Raw genomic sequence first — 16,561 nt, 5'->3', positions numbered from 1 at the left:
CACCGGCGTCAGGAGACCGTGATCCGCTCGGTGGCGACCAGCCGCGCGAGGGCGGCCTCGTCCCCGGCCAGCGCGTGCGCACGGCTGGGGGAGAGCTGCACGACGGACCCGTCGTCGGCCAGGACGGCGAGCACCGTACGGAGCGCCTCCTCGAGGGTGGAGCCGCCCCGCGCCAGGACGCGGGCGCCCCCGGTCGCGCCCTCCGGGGGCGGAGATCCCGGGACGAGGTCGGCGTGCGAGGTGACCATCCCGGCGGCGCTCTCGAGCGCGGCTGCCCCGGGGTCGGGTTCCGGTGCCCAACCGACCTGGTCCCCGTACGTCATGACGGCGGACGCGGCGTCGATCGCCCCGGCCGGGAGGTCACCGTCGAAGCGTCGTGCCAGCGCGGGCAGGGCGACGGCCACGAGCTCGGCGCGGGTGCCGGCCCAGCGGCCGGGGCGCGACGTCACGACCACGTCCGGTCGCGTGGCGCCCGTACCCGTCGTACCGTCGTCCTCAGCGGGCGCGAGCACGACCGTCGTCCCGACGCGCCATGCGGCGAGCGCCCAGACGACCGTGCGCCAATGCACGGGAAGGTCGAGAGCGACGCGCGTGCCGGGGCCGGCGTCGAATTCTTCGACGAGAAGGTTGGTCGTCTTGTTGACCCAGTTCTCGAGCACGGCGCCGGAGAGCTCGACGCGCTCGCCGTCGTCGCCGTACCACGTGATTCGCGGCCGGCCCGGGTCTCGCGTCACGAGACGTAGCAGGTCAGGGACGTGCGCCGGGCGCTCGGCGCGGGGGCCGGAAGGATGGGGAGCGGTCACCATGGACACCACCCTAGAGTGCTGGTATCGGCTCCCGACATGTCGGAATTTCACCCCTGGCCTCCTCCTCGCTATCACATTTCGGCTTGACGCCTGAGGACGACACGCGTGTAATTTCTTCAATGCAGTTTCCGGCGGGGTTCTCGCCACGAGGCCCGGCGAACGGCATGAAGGGGCGCACGATGTGGAACATGCTGGACGGGACGGGAGGGGTTTTCCCCTCCGACGCTGAACGAGAGGTGGAGCGCGTGGCACCGGTGCTGCCGCTCTTCGGTGAGCCGGTCGACGACTCGCTCATGGGCTGGCAGGAGCGGGCGCTGTGCGCCCAGACGGACCCGGAGGCCTTCTTCCCGGAGAAGGGCGGGTCCACGCGCGAGGCCAAGAAGGTCTGCACGGGCTGCGAGGTCCGCGCCGAGTGCCTCGAGTACGCGCTCGAGAACGACGAGCGGTTCGGCATCTGGGGCGGTCTCTCGGAGCGCGAGCGCCGCAAGCTCAAGCGCCGCGTCGTCTGACGACGAGCGCACCGCGGACCGGCCGTCGCACGGGCCGCCGGGCCGCGCTGTGACGGGGCCACGACACCCCGCCACACCGGGGAGCGCAAATGCCGCGCCCGGAGCCGTGCCCGTCGCATGATCGACGGGACATGACTTCCTCCGACCTCACCACCTCCGCGCGCAGCGCACGCCCCGGCGCCCTCACGCCGGGGGCGGCCGCGCGTGCCGCCGCGGTGTCCGGCGTCGTCGCGGCACCCGAGATCGTCGCCGCCGTCACCGGGGCGCTGCCCGTCGTCACGACCGTCACGGCCGTGGTCGTCACGCGCGGGAGCACGCCGTTCCTCGCGCACACGATGGCCGCGCTGCGCGCCCAGACGACGAGTCCGCACGCGGTCGTCGTCGTCGACGCCACGACCGGCGACGCGACGCACGAGCACCAGGGCCTCCAGCTGGGGGACGCGCGGTTCGTCGCGGCCCCGCGGGCCCGCTCGTTCGGGGACGCGGTCGACGCCGCGCTCGCGCACGTCGAGCCGGGCACGTGGCTCTGGTTGCTCCACGACGACTCGGCGCCCGCGCCGGACGCGCTCGCCGAGCTCCTGCGCGCCGTCGAGCACTCGACCGCGGTCGCGGTGGCGGGGCCCAAGCAGGAGCGGTGGACCGTGGGCACGGGGACCGGTCCCGCCGCGCCGTTCGAGCCGGGCACGGCGAGCCGCCTCGTCGAGGTCGGCGTCACGACGACGCCGCTAGGGCGCCGCATGACGGGGATCGACGACGACGAGATCGACCAGGGCCAGCACGACGCGCGCGACGACGTGCTCGCCGTCGGGCTCGCGGGCGCGCTCGTGCGTCGCACGGTGTGGCAGGAGCTCGGCGGGACCGACCCCGAGTACGGGCCGTTCGGCGACGGCCTCGACCTGTGCCGCCGGGCACGGCTCGCCGGGCACCGCGTGATCGTCGTGCCGTCGGCGGTGGTGCGGCACGCGCAGGCGTCGCTCCTCGGGCTGCGGGACCGCCGACGCGGCGCGACCACGCTCCCCGCGCCCGACCCCGACTCCTCCTCCGCCGCGCGGCGACGCTCGCAGCTCCATGCGCGGCTCGTCGGGGTCGCGGCGCCGTGGCTGCCGTTCGTCGCGCTGGCGATGGTCCTGGGCGCGCCGTTCCACGCCGCGTACCGGCTGCTCGTCAAGCAGCCCGGACACGCGCGGGACGAGCTGCTCGCCCCGCTGTGGGCGCTCGTGCGGATCGGGCCCGTGTGGCGCGCGCGGCGCGCCGCCCGGCGCACCCGCAGACTCCCGCGCCGCGCCCTGCGCCCGCTGCGTGGCACGTGGCGCGAGGTCCTCGCCGAGCGTCGTGACCGTCGTCTGGCCCGGGCAGAGCAGCGGCGCACCGCGTGGGCCCCGACCGACATCGAGCGACGGGAGCTGCGCGCCCTCGCCCTGCGCCGACGGGCGGGGCTCGCCGCGACGGTCGTGGCCCTCGGGGCGTACACGGCCGTCGTGTTCGGCCCGCTCGCCGGGGCGCTGCTCGCCGGCGGTCGCCTCGTCGGCGGCTCGCTGCTCCCCGCGACGGGCACGCTCGGCGACGTCTGGCGCGCCGCCACGACCGGGTGGGTCACGACCGGCCTCGGCGCGCCGGCGCCGTCCGACCCCTTCGTCACGGCGCTCGTCCCCGCCTCCCTGCTCGCCGGCGGTGCGACGCAGACCGCGGTGAACCTGCTGGTACCGGCGTGCTTCGTCGCGGCGGGGCTGGGCGCCTGGTTCGCCGCGGGGGCCCTCGTCCGCTCGGTCCCGGCGCGTGCGTGGGCCACGCTCGTGTGGGTGGCCGCGCCGGCGCTGCTCTCCGCCGTCGGCGCGGGTCGCATGGGTGCCGTGCTCGTGCACGCCACCCTGCCGTGGCTCGCGCTCGCGGTCGTCCGCGCGCTCGGGCTCCAGCGCGTCGACGTGGTCGCGCCGGCCGCGCCCGACGCCGCACGCCCGTCCCCCCGGCGCGAGCCGGGGTCGCTCGCCGCGGCCGCGACCGCCGGCCTGCTCTTCGCCGTCGTCGTCGCCGGCGCGCCCGTGCTCCTCCCGGTCGGCGTCCTCGTGCTCGTGGTGGTCGCGGTCGGAGCGCCCGCGCACCGCCGCTACCTCGCGCTCGTGCCCGTCCCCGCCGTCGTGCTCTTCGCGCCGTTCCTCGTGCACGTGGCGAGGACCGCGGGCGACGGCGGGTGGCGCCTCCTGCTCGCCGACCCCGGCGCGCCCGTCGCCGCCACGACCGCGCCGCCGTGGCAGCAGCTCCTCGGCCTGCCGGTGCCGCCGGACGCATGGTTCGGCCTCGACGGCTCGGGCGCCGTCGACCTGCTCGCGCGGTGGGCGCCGTTCGCGGCCGGGGCAGTGGTCGTGGCGCTCGCCGTCGTGGCCGTGCTCCGGGGTCGTCGCCTCGCCGTCGGCGCGTGGTTCGTCGCGGCGATCGGCCTGGCGACCGCGATCCTCGCCGGCTCGACCGTCGTCGCGGCCGGGACGACGCCGGACGCCCCGGTGACGGGGTGGCCCGGGGTGGGCACCTCGCTCGCGCTGCTCGCGCTCCTCGGTGCCGCGCTCGTCGGGGCGCCGCGGCTGCCCGACGGCGGCGCCCCGCCCTGGCGGTCCGGTGCCGTCGTCGCTCTCGGCCTCGTCGTGACCCTGCTCCCGCTGGGCACCGCGGCGTCGTGGACGGCGGGCGTGCTCGACCGGGACGACGCGCGAGTCGGCGCGGTCCGCGCGACGACCCAGCCCGTCGTCCCGCCGGTCGGTCGACAGATGCAGTCCTCCCCGCGCCAGGCCCGTGTCCTCAACCTCGAGCTCGCTCCGGGCAACGTGGTCGAGTACGCGGCCCTGCGCTCGGACGGGCCGCAGGCCGTCGACTCCTCGGTCGTCGTGGAGGCGTGGCGGGCCGCGGACCCCGGCGCGACCGAGGGCGAGCTGCCCCGGCTCGTCGCCGACCTCGTCTCCGGGACGTCCGCCGACGTGGCCGCCGGCCTCGGGCGCCTCGGCGTGGGCGCGGTGCTCCTGCCGGCGTCGGCCGAGCAGGACCAGGCGCGCGCGGAGCTCGTGGCGCGCCTCGACACGGTGCCCGGTCTCGAGCGCATGACGGAGGGTCAGGCGGGGCTGGTGTGGCGCGTGGCCCCCGAGGGGGTCGACCCCTCCTGGGCGCGGGTCGAGTCGGCGGCGGGGGCGCAGCCGCTCGAGGCCGACCGTGAGGCGCTCCGACCGGTCGACACGGCCGTGCCGGCGGGGTCCGAGGACCGTGTCGTCGTGCTCGCGGAGGACGCCTCCTCCGGGTGGCGGGCGACGCTCGACGGCCGCCCGCTGGAGGCCGTCGACCCGTCGACCACCGGCGGGCTCCAGGCGTTCGCCCTCGGCTCCGCCGACGGGCGCCTCGAGGTGTTCCACGCGGCGGACCACCGGTCGGGCTGGATGACGGTGGCAGGGGTGACCCTGCTCGTGTACGTGCTGCTCGCGGTGCCGGTACGGCGTCGACGGGCGGGGACGAGGTAGCGCGGTGACGACGCAGAACGAGACGGGTCAGGGCCGGTCGGTCCCCGACGAGGCGGGTGCCGGGACGTCCCGCGGCACGCGGCGCGGGGTGGTGCGACGCGTCACGACGACGGGCGCCGGCCTGGTCGGGATGCTCGCGGCGGGTGCCGTGGCGGCGTTCGGGAGCACGGGCGCGACGCTCGTCCCTGCCGCGCCGGCCCCGGTCGACGCGGTCGAGCAGGTCGCGGTCGAGCCAGGCCCGGAGGTCACGGTCTGCCCGGGCCCCGCGCGGCTCACCGACCCGGAGACGGTCGGCGACGCGCAGTTCGGCCCCGCGCCGGTGGGCACCGAGAGCAGCCTGCGCGCCGTCGTGGAGGGCGACGGGTCGGCCGAGCTCGGCGCCTTCGACGGCACGGCCGCGCGCGCCGACGCCCGGGCGCTCGAGCGCGCCCCCGACGCGGACGCGACGGTGAGCACCGTCGAGGACCCGACCGCGGGCACGGTCCTGACCGTCCGCCCGGGGGAGGGGGCCGGGCCGCGGGTCGCGGCGTCGGTCGGGTCCGTGACGACGGCCGGCGACCTGCGCGGCCTCGCCGCGGCGAGCTGCGCACGGCCCGGCATCAGCCAGTGGCTCGTGGGCGGGAGCACCCAGATCGGCAGCAGCACCCAGCTCGTGCTCCAGAACCCGGGGCTCACGCCGGCGGTCGTGCAGGTCGACGTCTGGGGCCAGGGCGGAGCGGCGGTGCTCTCCGGGGGCGGGCAGCAGCTCGTCGGGCCGGGCGAGGAGGTCGTGACGTTGGTCGAGGCCGCGGCTCCCGAGCAGCGCCGCCTCGTCGTGCACGTCTCGGCGACGGGCGGGCTCGTCTCCGCGTACCTCCAGCACTCCACGCTCGACGGGCTGGTCCCGCTGGGGGTCGACTACGTCGTGCCGGGCGCGGCGCCGGCGCACGACCTGGCCCTCGCCGGCGTCGCGAGCGTCGGCGAGGCCGTCGACGACCCGCACGCCCCGCAGCTGCGCCTCCTCGCACCGGGCGACGCGGCCGGGACCGCGCGCGTGACCGTCTACGGCGCGGACGGCCCAGTGCCGCTGCGCGGCGTGGAGGACGTCGCCCTCACGCCGGGGGTCGTCACGGACGTCTCGCTCGGCGGTCTCCCCGCAGGGTCGTACGCCGTGGCCGTGCACGCGGACGTCCCCGTCGTCGCGGGGGCGTCGGTCGACCGGCGCGGAGAGGCGGACCCCGACCTGCTGCACGAGGAGCGTCAGTACGACCGGGCGTGGATCGCGGCCCGCGCGCTGGCTCCCGCAACGAGCGCCCCCGCGGGCGGGGACGCCCCGGTCGACGAGGACGGCGCGCGGGCCGGTCAGGTCGCGCTCGTCCCCGGGACGGCGTCGGCGCTGACGCTCGCGGCAGTCCCCACGACGGACGCGGCCGACGGCGGCGACGACGCGGTCGGACGCCTCGAGCTCCGGGTCCGCGCCTACGACGAGGACGGCGCCGAGGCCGGGACGACGACCGTGACGCTCGCCGCCGGCACGGTGCAGACGCTCGACCCGTCCACGCTGCGGGCCGAGGGCTCGGAGGCGGTCGTCGGGGCCGTGACGGTCGACGTCGTCGGTGCACGCGGGGACCTGGACCCGGCCTGGTCGGTCACGGCGAGCGCGGGTCCGCCGGGCGGCGACGACGGCGACGAGACACCGAGCCTGCTCTCGGTCCTGCTGCCCGTCGTCGACGCACCCGCGCCCGGCGAGGTCGCGGTCCGCGCGTCGGACACCGCGGGGCTGGGGTACTAGGGGCCTGCGCCGGCTCAGCGGTCGCCGGTGTACCGGGGGTCGATCTCCTCCGGGGTCCGCGCGAGCAGGTGCGCGACCTGCTCGACGAGCACGTCGCGGACGAGGTCCTCGAGGTCCTCGGCGTCGAACGCGCGGGCCTCGACCGGGCGCCGGTAGACGACGATGCGGGCGGGCTGCCCCGACTCCGCGGGGAAGCACCGGCCGAGCGGCACGCCGCCGTCCTCCCAGGGTGCCGGGTCGGACGGCGGGACGTCCTCCACCGCGAACTCCGTCCCGCGCAGCTGCTTCGCCCACGAGCGCTCGACCCGCTCGACGACGTCGACGACGACGTCGTCGAACTTCTCCGCCCGCGTGCGGCTCGCGGGTGCGGTGGGCGGCAGGAGCGGTCCGCGGATCCCGCGACCACGACGGTCCCGGCGCCGCGGCACCGGGCCCTGGCCGCCCGGACCGGGCGCACGGGGCGGGATGACGAGCTCGTCGAACGAGACCGGGGGCGGGGTGGCGGCGCCACGCCGCGACCAGCGGTCGCGGGCTCGGCGCCCCGTGCCGGCGGGCTCTGGCCGCGAGCCGGGGGAGGGAGTGTTGCCACGCACACGACGACTCTAGCCCGCCGACCCGCGGCGCAGCGCGCCCACCTGCGGCGGCGCGGAGTCCCCGGACGGCGTGTGGCGGCCCCACGACACGCCCGGAGGGCGTAAGGTCAGCGCGTGAGATCCGTCAGGCAGTGCTCGCGCACGGCGTGCGTCCGTGCCGCCGTCGCGACCCTCACCTACGTCTACGCCGACTCCACGGCGGTCCTGGGCCCGCTCGCGCACCTCGCCGAGCCGCACAGCTACGACCTGTGCGCCGAGCACGCGGAGCGCCTCACCGCGCCGCGCGGCTGGGAGGTCGTGCGCCTGTCGCCGCAGTTCGTCGAGACCGGCCCGAGCGACGACGACCTGTCGGCGCTCGCGGACGCGGTGCGCGAGGCGGGCAAGGTGCGGACCGAGCCCGAGCCGCCGGACGTCACCGAGGTCGGACGGCGCGGCCACCTGCGCGTGCTGCGCGCCGAGGGCGACTGACCCGTCAGGCCCTGAGCGTGCGCACGAACGCGTCGACCTCGTCGGCGCGGGGGAGCGCACCGGCCTCGAGCGCGGCCCGGAGCGACGGGGCCGCGGCGTCCTTCGCGGAGAACGACGGGACGAGCACGTGCCCGTGCGGCCCGGTCGTCGGCCAGTCGATCGCCAGGTCCGGGTCGGTCGGGTCCACGCCGTGCTCACGCTCGGGCGCGTAGGCGCTCGAGCACAGGTAGACGACGGTCGACCCGTCCTCGAGCGCCATGAACGCGTGGCCCACGCCCTCCGGGAGGAAGACGGCGCGGCGCTCGTGCGCGTCGAGGGTCACCGCGTCCCAGCGCCCGAACGCGGGGGAACCGACCCGCAGGTCGACGACGACGTCGAGCACGGACCCCGCGACGCACGTCACGTACTTCGCCTGACCGGGCGGGACGTCGGCGTAGTGCACGCCGCGGACCACTCCGGCGGCCGACACGGAGGCGTTCGCCTGCGCCAGGTCGAGGTCGCGACCGGTCGCACCGCGCAGGGCCGACGCCGTGAACCACTCGAGGAAGACCCCGCGATCGTCGAGGTGCTGGCGCGGCGTGAGCTCCCACGCGCCGGGGACGGTCAGCTCACGAGCGTTCATGCTGCTCCTCGGTAGGGTTCGTGCGGAGGTGGTCGCGGTGCGATGGACGGTCACGGGCGCCGGGGGGATGCTCGGCACGGACCTCGTCTCCCTGCTGCGCTCCCGCGGCGAGGACGTGCGAGCGGTCGACCGCGCGAGCCTGGACGTCACGGACGCCGCGGCGGTCGACGCGGCGGTGCGCGGGGCGGAGGTCGTCGTCAACACCGCCGCGTACACCGCGGTCGACGCGGCGGAGGACGACGAGGCACGAGCGTTCGCCGTGAACGCGGTGGGGGCGCAGCACGTGGCCCGGGCCGCGGCCCGGCACGGGGCCCGGCTCGTCCACGTCTCGACGGACTACGTGTTCGACGGCGGGGCGAGCGGCGCGGACGCGAGGCCCTACGCCGAGGACGCCGCGCTCGCGCCGCGCTCGGCGTACGGGCGCTCCAAGGCGGCCGGGGAGTGGGCGGTGCGGGCCGAGCATCCCGGCGCCCTGGTCGTGCGCACCGCGTGGCTCTACGGCGCGCACGGCACGTGCTTCCCCCGCACGATCGCGCGCCTCGCGCGCGAACGCGGGTCGGTCGACGTCGTCGAGGACCAGGTCGGTCAGCCGACGTGGACCGTGGACCTCGCCGACCTTGTGGTGCGCCTCGTCGGCGCGGGAGCGCCCGGCGGTGCCTACCACGGGACGGCCCAGGGCCAGGCGTCGTGGTGGGAGCTCGCACGGGAGGTGGTCGCGACCGCGGGGCTCGACCCGGGGAGCGTCCGGCCGACGTCGAGCGCGGCCTTCGCCCGGCCCGCGCCCCGTCCCGCGTGGTCCGTCCTGGGCCACGACGCGCTGCGCACGCTCGGGGTCGAGCCGATCGGGGACTGGCGCGAGCGATGGGCCACGGCGTCCTCGCGCGTCCTCGCCGGCCCCGAGGGTCCGGGCCCTCACGTGTCGAGCAGCGACAGCAGGTAGGTGCCGTAGCGCGACGGCGCGAGCGCGGTCGCCCGCACGCGCAGCTCCTCGTCCGAGAGGAACCCGCGTCGCCACGCGACCTCCTCCGGCGCCCCGATCTTCAGCCCCTGCCGGTTCTCGATCGTGCGGACGAAGTCGCTCGCGTCGAGCAAGGAGTCGACCGTCCCGGTGTCGAGCCAGGCCGTCCCGCGCGGCAGGACCTCGACCTGGAGCCGCCCCTCGCGCAGGTAGTGCAGGTTGACGTCGGTGATCTCGTACTCGCCGCGCGCCGACGGCCGGAGCGAGCGCGCGACGTCGACCACGTCCGCCGAGTAGAAGTAGAGGCCGGGGACCGCGTAGCTGCTCCGGGGCCGGACCGGCTTCTCCTCGATGCTCAGCGCGCGCCCGGACTCGTCGAACTCGACCACGCCGTACGCCGTCGGGTCGGCGACGCGGTAGGCGAAGACGGCGCCGCCGTCGATCCCCGCGAAGCGCTGGAGCCGGTCGCCGAGGCCCGGCCCGTAGAAGATGTTGTCGCCGAGGACGAGCGCCGCCGAGTCGCCGTCGAGGAAGTCGGCCCCGAGCACGAAGGCCTGGGCGAGGCCGTTCGGCTCGGCCTGCACGGCGTAGGAGATGGAGACGCCGAGCTGCGACCCGTCCCCCAGCAGCCGGTGGAACGCCGCCGCGTCGTGCGGGGTCGTGATCACCAGCACGTCGCGGATCCCGGCGAGCAGGAGCGTCGACAGTGGGTAGTAGACCATGGGCTTGTCGTAGACGGGCAGCAGCTGCTTGCTCACCCCGAGCGTGATCGGGTGCAGGCGCGTGCCCGCGCCACCTGCCAGGACGATCCCCTTCATCCCGGCAGGCTCTCACGAGCAGGAGGGCCGGGGGAGGGTGAAATGCCGTGCGACGCGCCGGTGCGCGCACCGCCCGTCGCTAGACTCACGGCGGCAGGGGAACGGGTCGAGGAGGTCGTCGGTGCGGGTGCTCGTGACCGGCGGGGCCGGTTTCATCGGGGCGAACTTTGTGCGACGCACCGTCGAGACGCGGCCCGACGTCGACGTCGTCGTGCTCGACGCCCTCACCTACGCGGGCGACGAGCGGTCGCTGGACCCCGTGCGCGACCGGGTCGAGCTGGAGGTCGGTGACGTCGCCGACGGCGACCTCGTGGACCGGCTCGTCGGGTCGACGGACCTCGTGGTGCACTTCGCCGCCGAGTCGCACAACGACAACTCGCTCGCCGACCCGGCACCGTTCGTCCGGACCAACGTCCTCGGGACGTTCACCCTCCTCGAGGCCGTGCGTCGCCACGGGGTCCGGCTGCACCACGTCTCGACCGACGAGGTCTACGGGGACCTCGCGCTCGACGACCCCGGCCGCTTCACCGAGTCCACGCCGTACGACCCGTCCTCGCCCTACTCCTCGACCAAGGCGTCGAGCGACCTGCTCGTGCGAGCCTGGGTGCGCTCGTTCGGCGTGCGCGCGACGATCTCCAACTGCTCCAACAACTACGGCCCGTACCAGCACGTGGAGAAGTTCATCCCGCGGCAGATCACCAACCTCCTCGACGGGGGCCGGCCCAAGGTGTACGGCGCGGGCCAGAACGTCCGGGACTGGATCCACGTGGACGACCACAACGACGCGGTGTGGGCGATCGTCGAGCGGGGCGCCGTCGGCGAGACGTACCTCGTCGGGGCGGACGGCGAGCGGTCCAACCTCGACGTCGTGGGCGACCTGCTCGAGATCTTCGGGCGCGACCGCGCCGACTACGACCTCGTCGCCGACCGTGCCGGGCACGACCTGCGCTACGCGATCGACGCCACGCGGCTGCGCGCCGAGCTCGGCTGGGTGCCGCGCTACACGTCGTTCGCCGAGGGCATCGCCCGCACGGTCGACTGGTACCGCGACAACGAGGCGTGGTGGCGCCCCGCGAAGGCGCGCACCGAGGCGCGGTACGCGGCCGGCGGGCAGTAGCGGCCCGCCGCCGACCGGCGGCGGGCGCCGCGGGCGCCGATAGGCTGGGGCGCGTGACGACCGACCTCTCCCACCTCATCAAGGCGTACGACGTCCGCGGCACGGTCCCGGACCAGCTGAACTCTCGGGTGGCGAAGGCCATCGGCGCCGCGTTCGCCCGTGCGGTGGTCCTGCCCGAGGCGCACGTCACCGACGGCGACGCGCCGGCCCGGGCGAGCGTCGTCGTCGGGCACGACATGCGCGACTCCGGGCCCGAGCTCGTGGACGCGTTCGCCGCCGGGCTCACGGAGGCCGGGGTCGACGTCGTGCGGATCGGCCTGTGCTCCACGGACGGGCTCTACCACGCTTCCGGCGTGCTGGGCGTACAGGGCGCCATGTTCACGGCGAGCCACAACCCGGCCGTCTACAACGGGATCAAGCTGTGCCGTGCCGGGGCGCGGCCGGTGGGTCAGGACTCGGGGCTCGCGGAGGTCCGTGGGCTCGCAGAGGGCTTCCTCGACGACGGCCTCCCGGCCGCCGTGGACGAGCCCGGGTCGCTCACGGACCGCGACACGCTCGCGGACTACGCGACGTTCCTGCGCTCGCTCGTCGACCTGTCGGAGATCCGGCCGCTCAAGGTCGTGGTCGACGCCGGGAACGGGATGGGTGGTCACACCGTGCCGGCCGTCCTGGGCACCGGCGCGGGCCTGCCCGCGCTGCCGCTCGACGTCGTGCCGCTGTACTTCGAGCTCGACGGGACGTTCCCGAACCACGAGGCGAACCCGCTCGACCCGAAGAACCTGCTCGACCTCCAGGCCGCCGTCGTGGAGCACGACGCCGACCTCGGGCTCGCGTTCGACGGCGACGCCGACCGCTGCTTCGTCGTCGACGAGCACGGCGACCCGGTGTCGCCGTCGGCGATCACGGCGCTCGTCGGCCTGCGCGAGGTCGCCAAGGAGGTCGAGGCGGGGCGCACGCCGACGGTGATCCACAACCTCATCACGTCGCGTGCCGTGCCCGACTTCCTCGGGGCGGCGGGCGCGCGGACGGTGCGCACGCGCGTCGGGCACTCGTTCATCAAGGCGCAGATGGCCGACCACGACGCCGTGTTCGGTGGCGAGCACAGCGCGCACTACTACTTCCGCGACTTCTTCTTCGCGGACACGGGGATGCTCGCGGCGATGCACGTCCTCGCGGCGCTCGGGTCGCAGCCGCACCCGCTGTCGGCGCTGGGGGAGATGTACGAGCCGTACGTCGCGTCGGGCGAGATCAACTCGACCGTGGCCGACGTGCCCGCGGCCCGTGCGCGCGTCGTCGAGGCCTACGTGACGCAGCAGGGCGGCGGCCCGGTCGAGGTCGACGAGCTCGACGGGCTGACCGTCTCGCACTGGGACTCCCACCCGCAGTGGTGGTTCAACCTCCGCGCCTCGAACACCGAGCCGCTGCTGCGGCTCAACGTCGAGGCGGCAGACGAGGACATCATGGAGAAGGTGCGCGACGACGTCCTGTCGCTCGTGCGCACGCACGACGACGAGGAGCGAGCATGAGCCTGCAGATCGACCCCTGGGTGCGCGAGGCCCTGCGCTGCCCCGTGACCGGCGCCCGTCTCGTGGACGGCACCGGCCCGTCCGGAGAGCCGGAGCTGCACTCCACCGACACCGACCGCCCGCTCGCCTACCCGGTGCGCGACGGCATCCCGGTCCTGCTGGAGGACGACGCGCGCGAGCTCTGACGCGGCAGGAGAGCAGGGTCGCAGTCGGTAGAGTCGGTCCGGTGCTCCGCTCGTCGGCGAGCCGGAGCGAGAGACGAAAGGACACACCGTGAGCAACGCGCCCCAGGTCGTCATCCTGGCCGCCGGGATGGGGACCCGCCTCGGACGGCCGTTCCCCAAGCCGCTGACCGAGCTCAAGGACGGGCGCACGATCCTCGCCCAGCAGCTCGGCAACGTCCGCGGCGCCTTCGGGCGGGACGTCCAGGTGCTCGTCGTGGTCGGGTTCAAGCTCGAGCAGATCCTCGAGGCGGCGCCCGACGTGACGTTCGCGTACAACGAGATCTACGACCAGACGAACACGTCCAAGAGCCTGCTCAAGGCGCTGCGCGTGACCGGCGACCGCGGGGTCCTGTGGATGAACGGCGACGTCGTCTTCGACCCGCGCGTCCTCGAGCGGCTCAAGCCGTACATCGAGTCGGGGCAGTCGTTCGTCAGCGTCAACACCGCGGCGGTCGGCGACGAGGAGGTCAAGTACACCGTCGACGGCGACGGGCGGATCGACGAGCTCTCGAAGACCGTCCAGGGGGCGCTCGGGGAGGCCGTCGGCATCAACTTCGTCGCCCCGGCGGACAAGACCGCGCTCGTGGCGCGGCTCGCCGAGGTCGGCGACCAGGACTACTTCGAGCGCGGCATCGAGGTCGCGATCGGGAAGGACGGGCTCCAGGTGGTTCCCGTCGACGTCTCCGACCTGTACGCCGTCGAGGTGGACTTCGCCGAGGACCTCGAGCGGGCGAACGAGTTCCTCTGATCGGACCGTCCCAGGACGCACGAAGGGCCGGTCTCCGCACGGGAGACCGGCCCTTCGTCCGCTCGGCGTCAGCTCGCGCTCGGCGCCTTCGGCGACGTCCGGGGGAACTGGGGCTGCGGGTTGAAGCGGATGCCGGCGAGGAGCTGCCGGACCATCTGGACCTGGAGGCTGCGGGAGACCCCGCCCTGGCGCATCTTGCCGACCACGTTCTTCACGTAGGTGATCCACGAGAGCTTGCCCTCGTAGTGCCAGCGGTACGACGACTGGTTGCGGGCGCCGTACTTGAACTTCCAGACGTTCTGCGCGGTGATCTGGCCGTAGTTGACGCCCTTGTTGTCGCCCATGTCGTGCACGACGTAGCTGTCGAGCACCTGGATGCCGGGACGCGTGCGGCCCGACAGGCGCTTCGTGTACTCCTTGTCGTCGTACCAGATGAAGTACTCGGCCAGGGGCAGCCCGTGCTCCTCGACCGTCCACCGGGGCAGCAGGACGGAGACGAACGTGCACTCGCGGACCTTGACCGCGTTCAGGCCCTGCACCAGGTAGCGCGGCCAGTCCCAGGTGGTCACGGCCTCGTTCATCTCGCACAGCTGACCGTCGACGAACTTGACGACGGAGCACGCGAAGGGCACGCGGTCGTGGACGTGCTCCTCGACCGCGCGGTGCTCGTCGAGGAGCCGTTCGAGCGCGTCCGGCTCCGGGTAGCAGTCGTCGTCCATGATCCAGAAGAAGTCCGCCCCGAGCTCGTGGGCGCGGCGCAGGCCGGCGGCGAACCCGCCGGCGCCTCCGACGTTCTTCGGCAGCGACAGGACGTGGATGTCCTCCTCGTCCGCGATGGTGCGCAGGTAGTCGCCCGTGCCGTCCGTGGAGTCGTTGTCGACGAGCAGGATCGTCTGCGGGGGGACGCTCGACGCGCGGATCGCGGCGATGCCCTTCTTGAGCTTCTCGAGACGGTTGAACGTCACGACGACGGCTGCCACGTGGGGGGTCTGGGTCATAGGGGTGCTCGCTGTTCCGTCGAGGTCGGGCCGGGGCGGTGCGGGTCGGTCAGTCCACCGACCGAGGTGCGGCGAGCCGCGTCTCGACGATGTCGGTCAGCTCGGCGATGCGGACGTTGTCCCGGCGGCACTCGTCGATCTCCGCGCGCAGGTCGCGCACGTCCTCGCGCAGCTGGGCCAGCTCCTCGAGCACCTGTGCGTGGTTCGGCAGGGGCTTCCCCCGCAGGCGTGCCATGAGGGAAGGCGCCACGCGGTCGCCGACGGCGATGATCTTCTGCTTCATGTCGTCCTCGTCTCAGCTCTGGGCTGCGATGGTCAGGTAGGTGAGCACGGGCCGCCGGACGTCGTCGCGTGCGGTCCCGCGCAGGGGCGTCGTCCCGTCGAGGGAGAGCCCCAGGGGGGCGATCTCCTGCTCGATCTCGTCGAGCGTCAGGTGCCACGTCGTCGGGTCGCGGAACGTCACCTCGGGGTCGGGCACCGTGTCGACGACGAGCGCCACGACGCTCCCGGCCCGGGCGTACTGGCGCAGGGTACGCCAGACGGTGGCCCTGCCATGGTGGCCGAGACGCTCCAGCAGGTGGTTGGCGAGCACGTGCACACGGCCCTCCTCCTCGGAGAGGAGGGCGATCACGTCCGCGGCCTCGCGGAAGTCGATGAGGTTGCGGCGCAGCCACGTGACCCGCTCCGCCTCGGCGGCGTCGGTGAGGCCGCGGGCGCGCAGGAGCGCGGACTCGGCGTAGTCCACGCCGACGACCCGACGACCGTTCGCCGCCAGGTGCCGCGCCGCCGTACCGGCCCCGCACCCCAGGTCGACCACCACGTCGCCGTCGTCCGTGCGGGCGAGCAGGGCGTCCGCACCGCGCAGGTCCGTGCCGCTCCCGCTCGTCGGGTCGTAGAGGTAGCGGTCCTCCCAGAAGTCGCGCTGGAAGTTGTACGAGCCGAACCAGTTGCGGAAGCGTCGGGCCGTCGCGCGCGGGGTCCGGAGCTTGTAGCCCGGGAGCGGAGTGCGCCAGTTCTCGTCGTAGTTGACGACGAGCCAGTCCTCCGGGACGGCCGGTGCCGGGTAGTCGCGGCCCTCGAGCGTGACGGTCGAGAACGGGAGCATCGACTCCTGGCGCATCGGACCGCGCACGTGGAACGGCTGGTTGATCTGGCCGTCGGGCGTGAAGAAGGCCGTGAAGATGTCGATGTAGCCGTCGACGAGCCCGTCGTCGCGACGGAACGTGATCTGGAGGTGCGCGTTGCTGTGCCGGACGATCTCGTACCCGCGCGACGTGAGGTCGGCCGCGATCCGGGCGTTCTCCAGGGAGAGGTCCGCGGGGTGGCTCAGCTCCGACAGATAGGCGAGGTCGGCGTCGTCGTCGTGCGGGAGGATGTGGCCCGAGCGGACGGCGCCGAGCAGCGTGCCGCCGACCACGAACGGCCGCAGACCGAGCTCGTGCAGGAGCTCGAGGAGCACGTCCAGACGGTCGAGCAGGCGCTGCTGCAAGCCTTCGTCCGCACCGTCGAACGTCTTGCCCAGCCGCCCCCACTTGTTGAGCGCGACGTGGCGTCCCAGGGCGTCCACGACCTCGACGGGCCGCTCGCTCCTGCCGAACCGCACGGAGGTGCTCCACAGGACGTCCCCGGTCGTGGAGTCGGCGACGTCGATGCGTGCCGTGCCGTCGAGGAACGGCGCGATCGGTGCCGGCCACGGGTGGTCGAGCCGTTCGCGGAGCGTCTCGTCCGAGACGAGGTCGATCGACCACACGCGGTGGCCGTTGACGAGCACGTCGAGGGAGGAGACATGGTCCGGGACACGTGCGGGAAGTCGAAGGCGGGTGCGGCTCGCGCGCAGCTCGCGGGACGTCGTGGCGGGACGACGCGGCATGGGGGCCCTTCGGATCGGGGTCTCGACGAGTGCCGC

The 16,561-nt window shown here is 74.7% G+C and carries 16 protein-coding genes; 9 read left to right on the top strand and 7 right to left on the bottom strand.

Translation table 11 applies throughout. The features are described from left to right. Positions 1-8: 8 nt before the first annotated feature. Positions 9-734 carry a TIGR03089 family protein gene (locus ACN9MS_RS15070; protein WP_426309301.1) on the bottom strand — a complete coding sequence of 242 codons (726 nt, stop codon included), beginning with the start codon at positions 732-734 and terminating at the stop codon, positions 9-11. A 251-nt stretch (positions 735-985) separates the two neighbouring features. Between ACN9MS_RS15070 and ACN9MS_RS15065 the strand changes: the two genes are divergently transcribed. From ACN9MS_RS15065 to ACN9MS_RS15055, 3 genes are all read left to right on the top strand, one after another. After that, positions 986-1,315, top strand: a complete 330-nt coding sequence (locus tag ACN9MS_RS15065) for a WhiB family transcriptional regulator (protein ID WP_082141085.1) — start codon at positions 986-988, stop codon at positions 1,313-1,315. Positions 1,316-1,446: 131 nt separating this feature from the next. Further along, a complete protein-coding gene (locus ACN9MS_RS15060; RefSeq protein ID WP_426309300.1) occupies positions 1,447-4,812 on the top strand; it encodes a glycosyltransferase in 3,366 nt (1,121 codons plus the stop codon). 4 nt (positions 4,813-4,816) lie between these two features. Next, complete coding sequence (locus tag ACN9MS_RS15055) at positions 4,817-6,583, top strand: DUF5719 family protein (protein ID WP_426309299.1); 1,767 nt, start codon at positions 4,817-4,819, stop codon at positions 6,581-6,583. A gap of 14 nt (positions 6,584-6,597) precedes the next feature. Here ACN9MS_RS15055 and ACN9MS_RS15050 read toward each other — a convergent pair whose 3' ends face one another. Then, on the bottom strand, positions 6,598-7,176 hold the full coding sequence (locus ACN9MS_RS15050) for a metallopeptidase family protein (protein ID WP_426309298.1): 579 nt from the start codon (positions 7,174-7,176) through the stop codon (positions 6,598-6,600). 114 nt (positions 7,177-7,290) lie between these two features. Here ACN9MS_RS15050 and ACN9MS_RS15045 point away from each other — a divergent pair, with 114 nt between their 5' ends. After that, on the top strand, positions 7,291-7,644 hold the full coding sequence (locus ACN9MS_RS15045; RefSeq protein WP_047232115.1) for a DUF3499 domain-containing protein: 354 nt from the start codon (positions 7,291-7,293) through the stop codon (positions 7,642-7,644). Between the two features lie 4 nt (positions 7,645-7,648). On the opposite strand, the gene ACN9MS_RS15040 is transcribed toward ACN9MS_RS15045, so the two are convergent. Continuing rightward, positions 7,649-8,266 (bottom strand): dTDP-4-dehydrorhamnose 3,5-epimerase family protein, encoded by a 618-nt coding sequence (locus ACN9MS_RS15040; RefSeq protein ID WP_426309297.1) that lies wholly within the window; start codon positions 8,264-8,266, stop codon positions 7,649-7,651. A gap of 37 nt (positions 8,267-8,303) precedes the next feature. Between ACN9MS_RS15040 and rfbD the strand changes: the two genes are divergently transcribed. After that, positions 8,304-9,206, top strand: coding sequence for a dTDP-4-dehydrorhamnose reductase (gene rfbD, locus ACN9MS_RS15035; protein WP_426309296.1), 903 nt, complete (start codon positions 8,304-8,306; stop codon positions 9,204-9,206). Here the strand turns inward: rfbD and rfbA are convergent. Further along, positions 9,179-10,042: a glucose-1-phosphate thymidylyltransferase RfbA gene (gene rfbA / locus ACN9MS_RS15030; RefSeq protein ID WP_426309295.1), complete on the bottom strand. Its 864-nt coding sequence runs from the start codon at positions 10,040-10,042 to the stop codon at positions 9,179-9,181. The genes rfbD and rfbA overlap by 28 nt on opposite strands. Positions 10,043-10,163: 121 nt before the next feature. Between rfbA and rfbB the strand changes: the two genes are divergently transcribed. The 4 genes from rfbB to ACN9MS_RS15010 all read left to right on the top strand — a co-directional run bounded on the left by rfbB (position 10,164) and on the right by ACN9MS_RS15010 (position 13,657). After that, entirely contained in the window at positions 10,164-11,159 is a 996-nt protein-coding gene (gene rfbB / locus ACN9MS_RS15025) for a dTDP-glucose 4,6-dehydratase (RefSeq protein ID WP_426309294.1), read from the top strand. A gap of 53 nt (positions 11,160-11,212) precedes the next feature. Continuing rightward, positions 11,213-12,685, top strand: coding sequence for a phosphomannomutase/phosphoglucomutase (locus ACN9MS_RS15020; protein WP_426309293.1), 1,473 nt, complete (start codon positions 11,213-11,215; stop codon positions 12,683-12,685). Continuing rightward, entirely contained in the window at positions 12,682-12,870 is a 189-nt protein-coding gene (locus ACN9MS_RS15015) for a Trm112 family protein (RefSeq protein ID WP_047232120.1), read from the top strand. Before ACN9MS_RS15020 ends, ACN9MS_RS15015 begins: the two co-directional genes overlap by 4 nt. Positions 12,871-12,997: 127 nt before the next feature. After that, complete coding sequence (locus ACN9MS_RS15010) at positions 12,998-13,657, top strand: NTP transferase domain-containing protein (protein WP_426311904.1); 660 nt, start codon at positions 12,998-13,000, stop codon at positions 13,655-13,657. Positions 13,658-13,725: 68 nt separating this feature from the next. Here ACN9MS_RS15010 and ACN9MS_RS15005 read toward each other — a convergent pair whose 3' ends face one another. The 3 genes from ACN9MS_RS15005 to ACN9MS_RS14995 are packed head-to-tail and all read right to left on the bottom strand — an operon-like array spanning position 13,726 to position 16,525. Then, positions 13,726-14,655: a glycosyltransferase family 2 protein gene (locus ACN9MS_RS15005; RefSeq protein WP_426309292.1), complete on the bottom strand. Its 930-nt coding sequence runs from the start codon at positions 14,653-14,655 to the stop codon at positions 13,726-13,728. 49 nt (positions 14,656-14,704) lie between these two features. Next, a complete protein-coding gene (locus ACN9MS_RS15000; RefSeq protein ID WP_277512064.1) occupies positions 14,705-14,938 on the bottom strand; it encodes a DUF6752 domain-containing protein in 234 nt (77 codons plus the stop codon). A 12-nt stretch (positions 14,939-14,950) separates the two neighbouring features. Beyond that, on the bottom strand, positions 14,951-16,525 hold the full coding sequence (locus tag ACN9MS_RS14995; RefSeq protein WP_426309291.1) for a methyltransferase domain-containing protein: 1,575 nt from the start codon (positions 16,523-16,525) through the stop codon (positions 14,951-14,953). Positions 16,526-16,561: the final 36 nt, after the last annotated feature.

This window comes from Cellulosimicrobium sp. E-16, assembly GCF_049913115.1.
GTDB lineage: Bacteria > Actinomycetota > Actinomycetes > Actinomycetales > Cellulomonadaceae > Cellulosimicrobium.
Note: the sequence above shows the minus strand (reverse complement) of the source record. Positions and strands in the feature narration are given on the sequence as shown.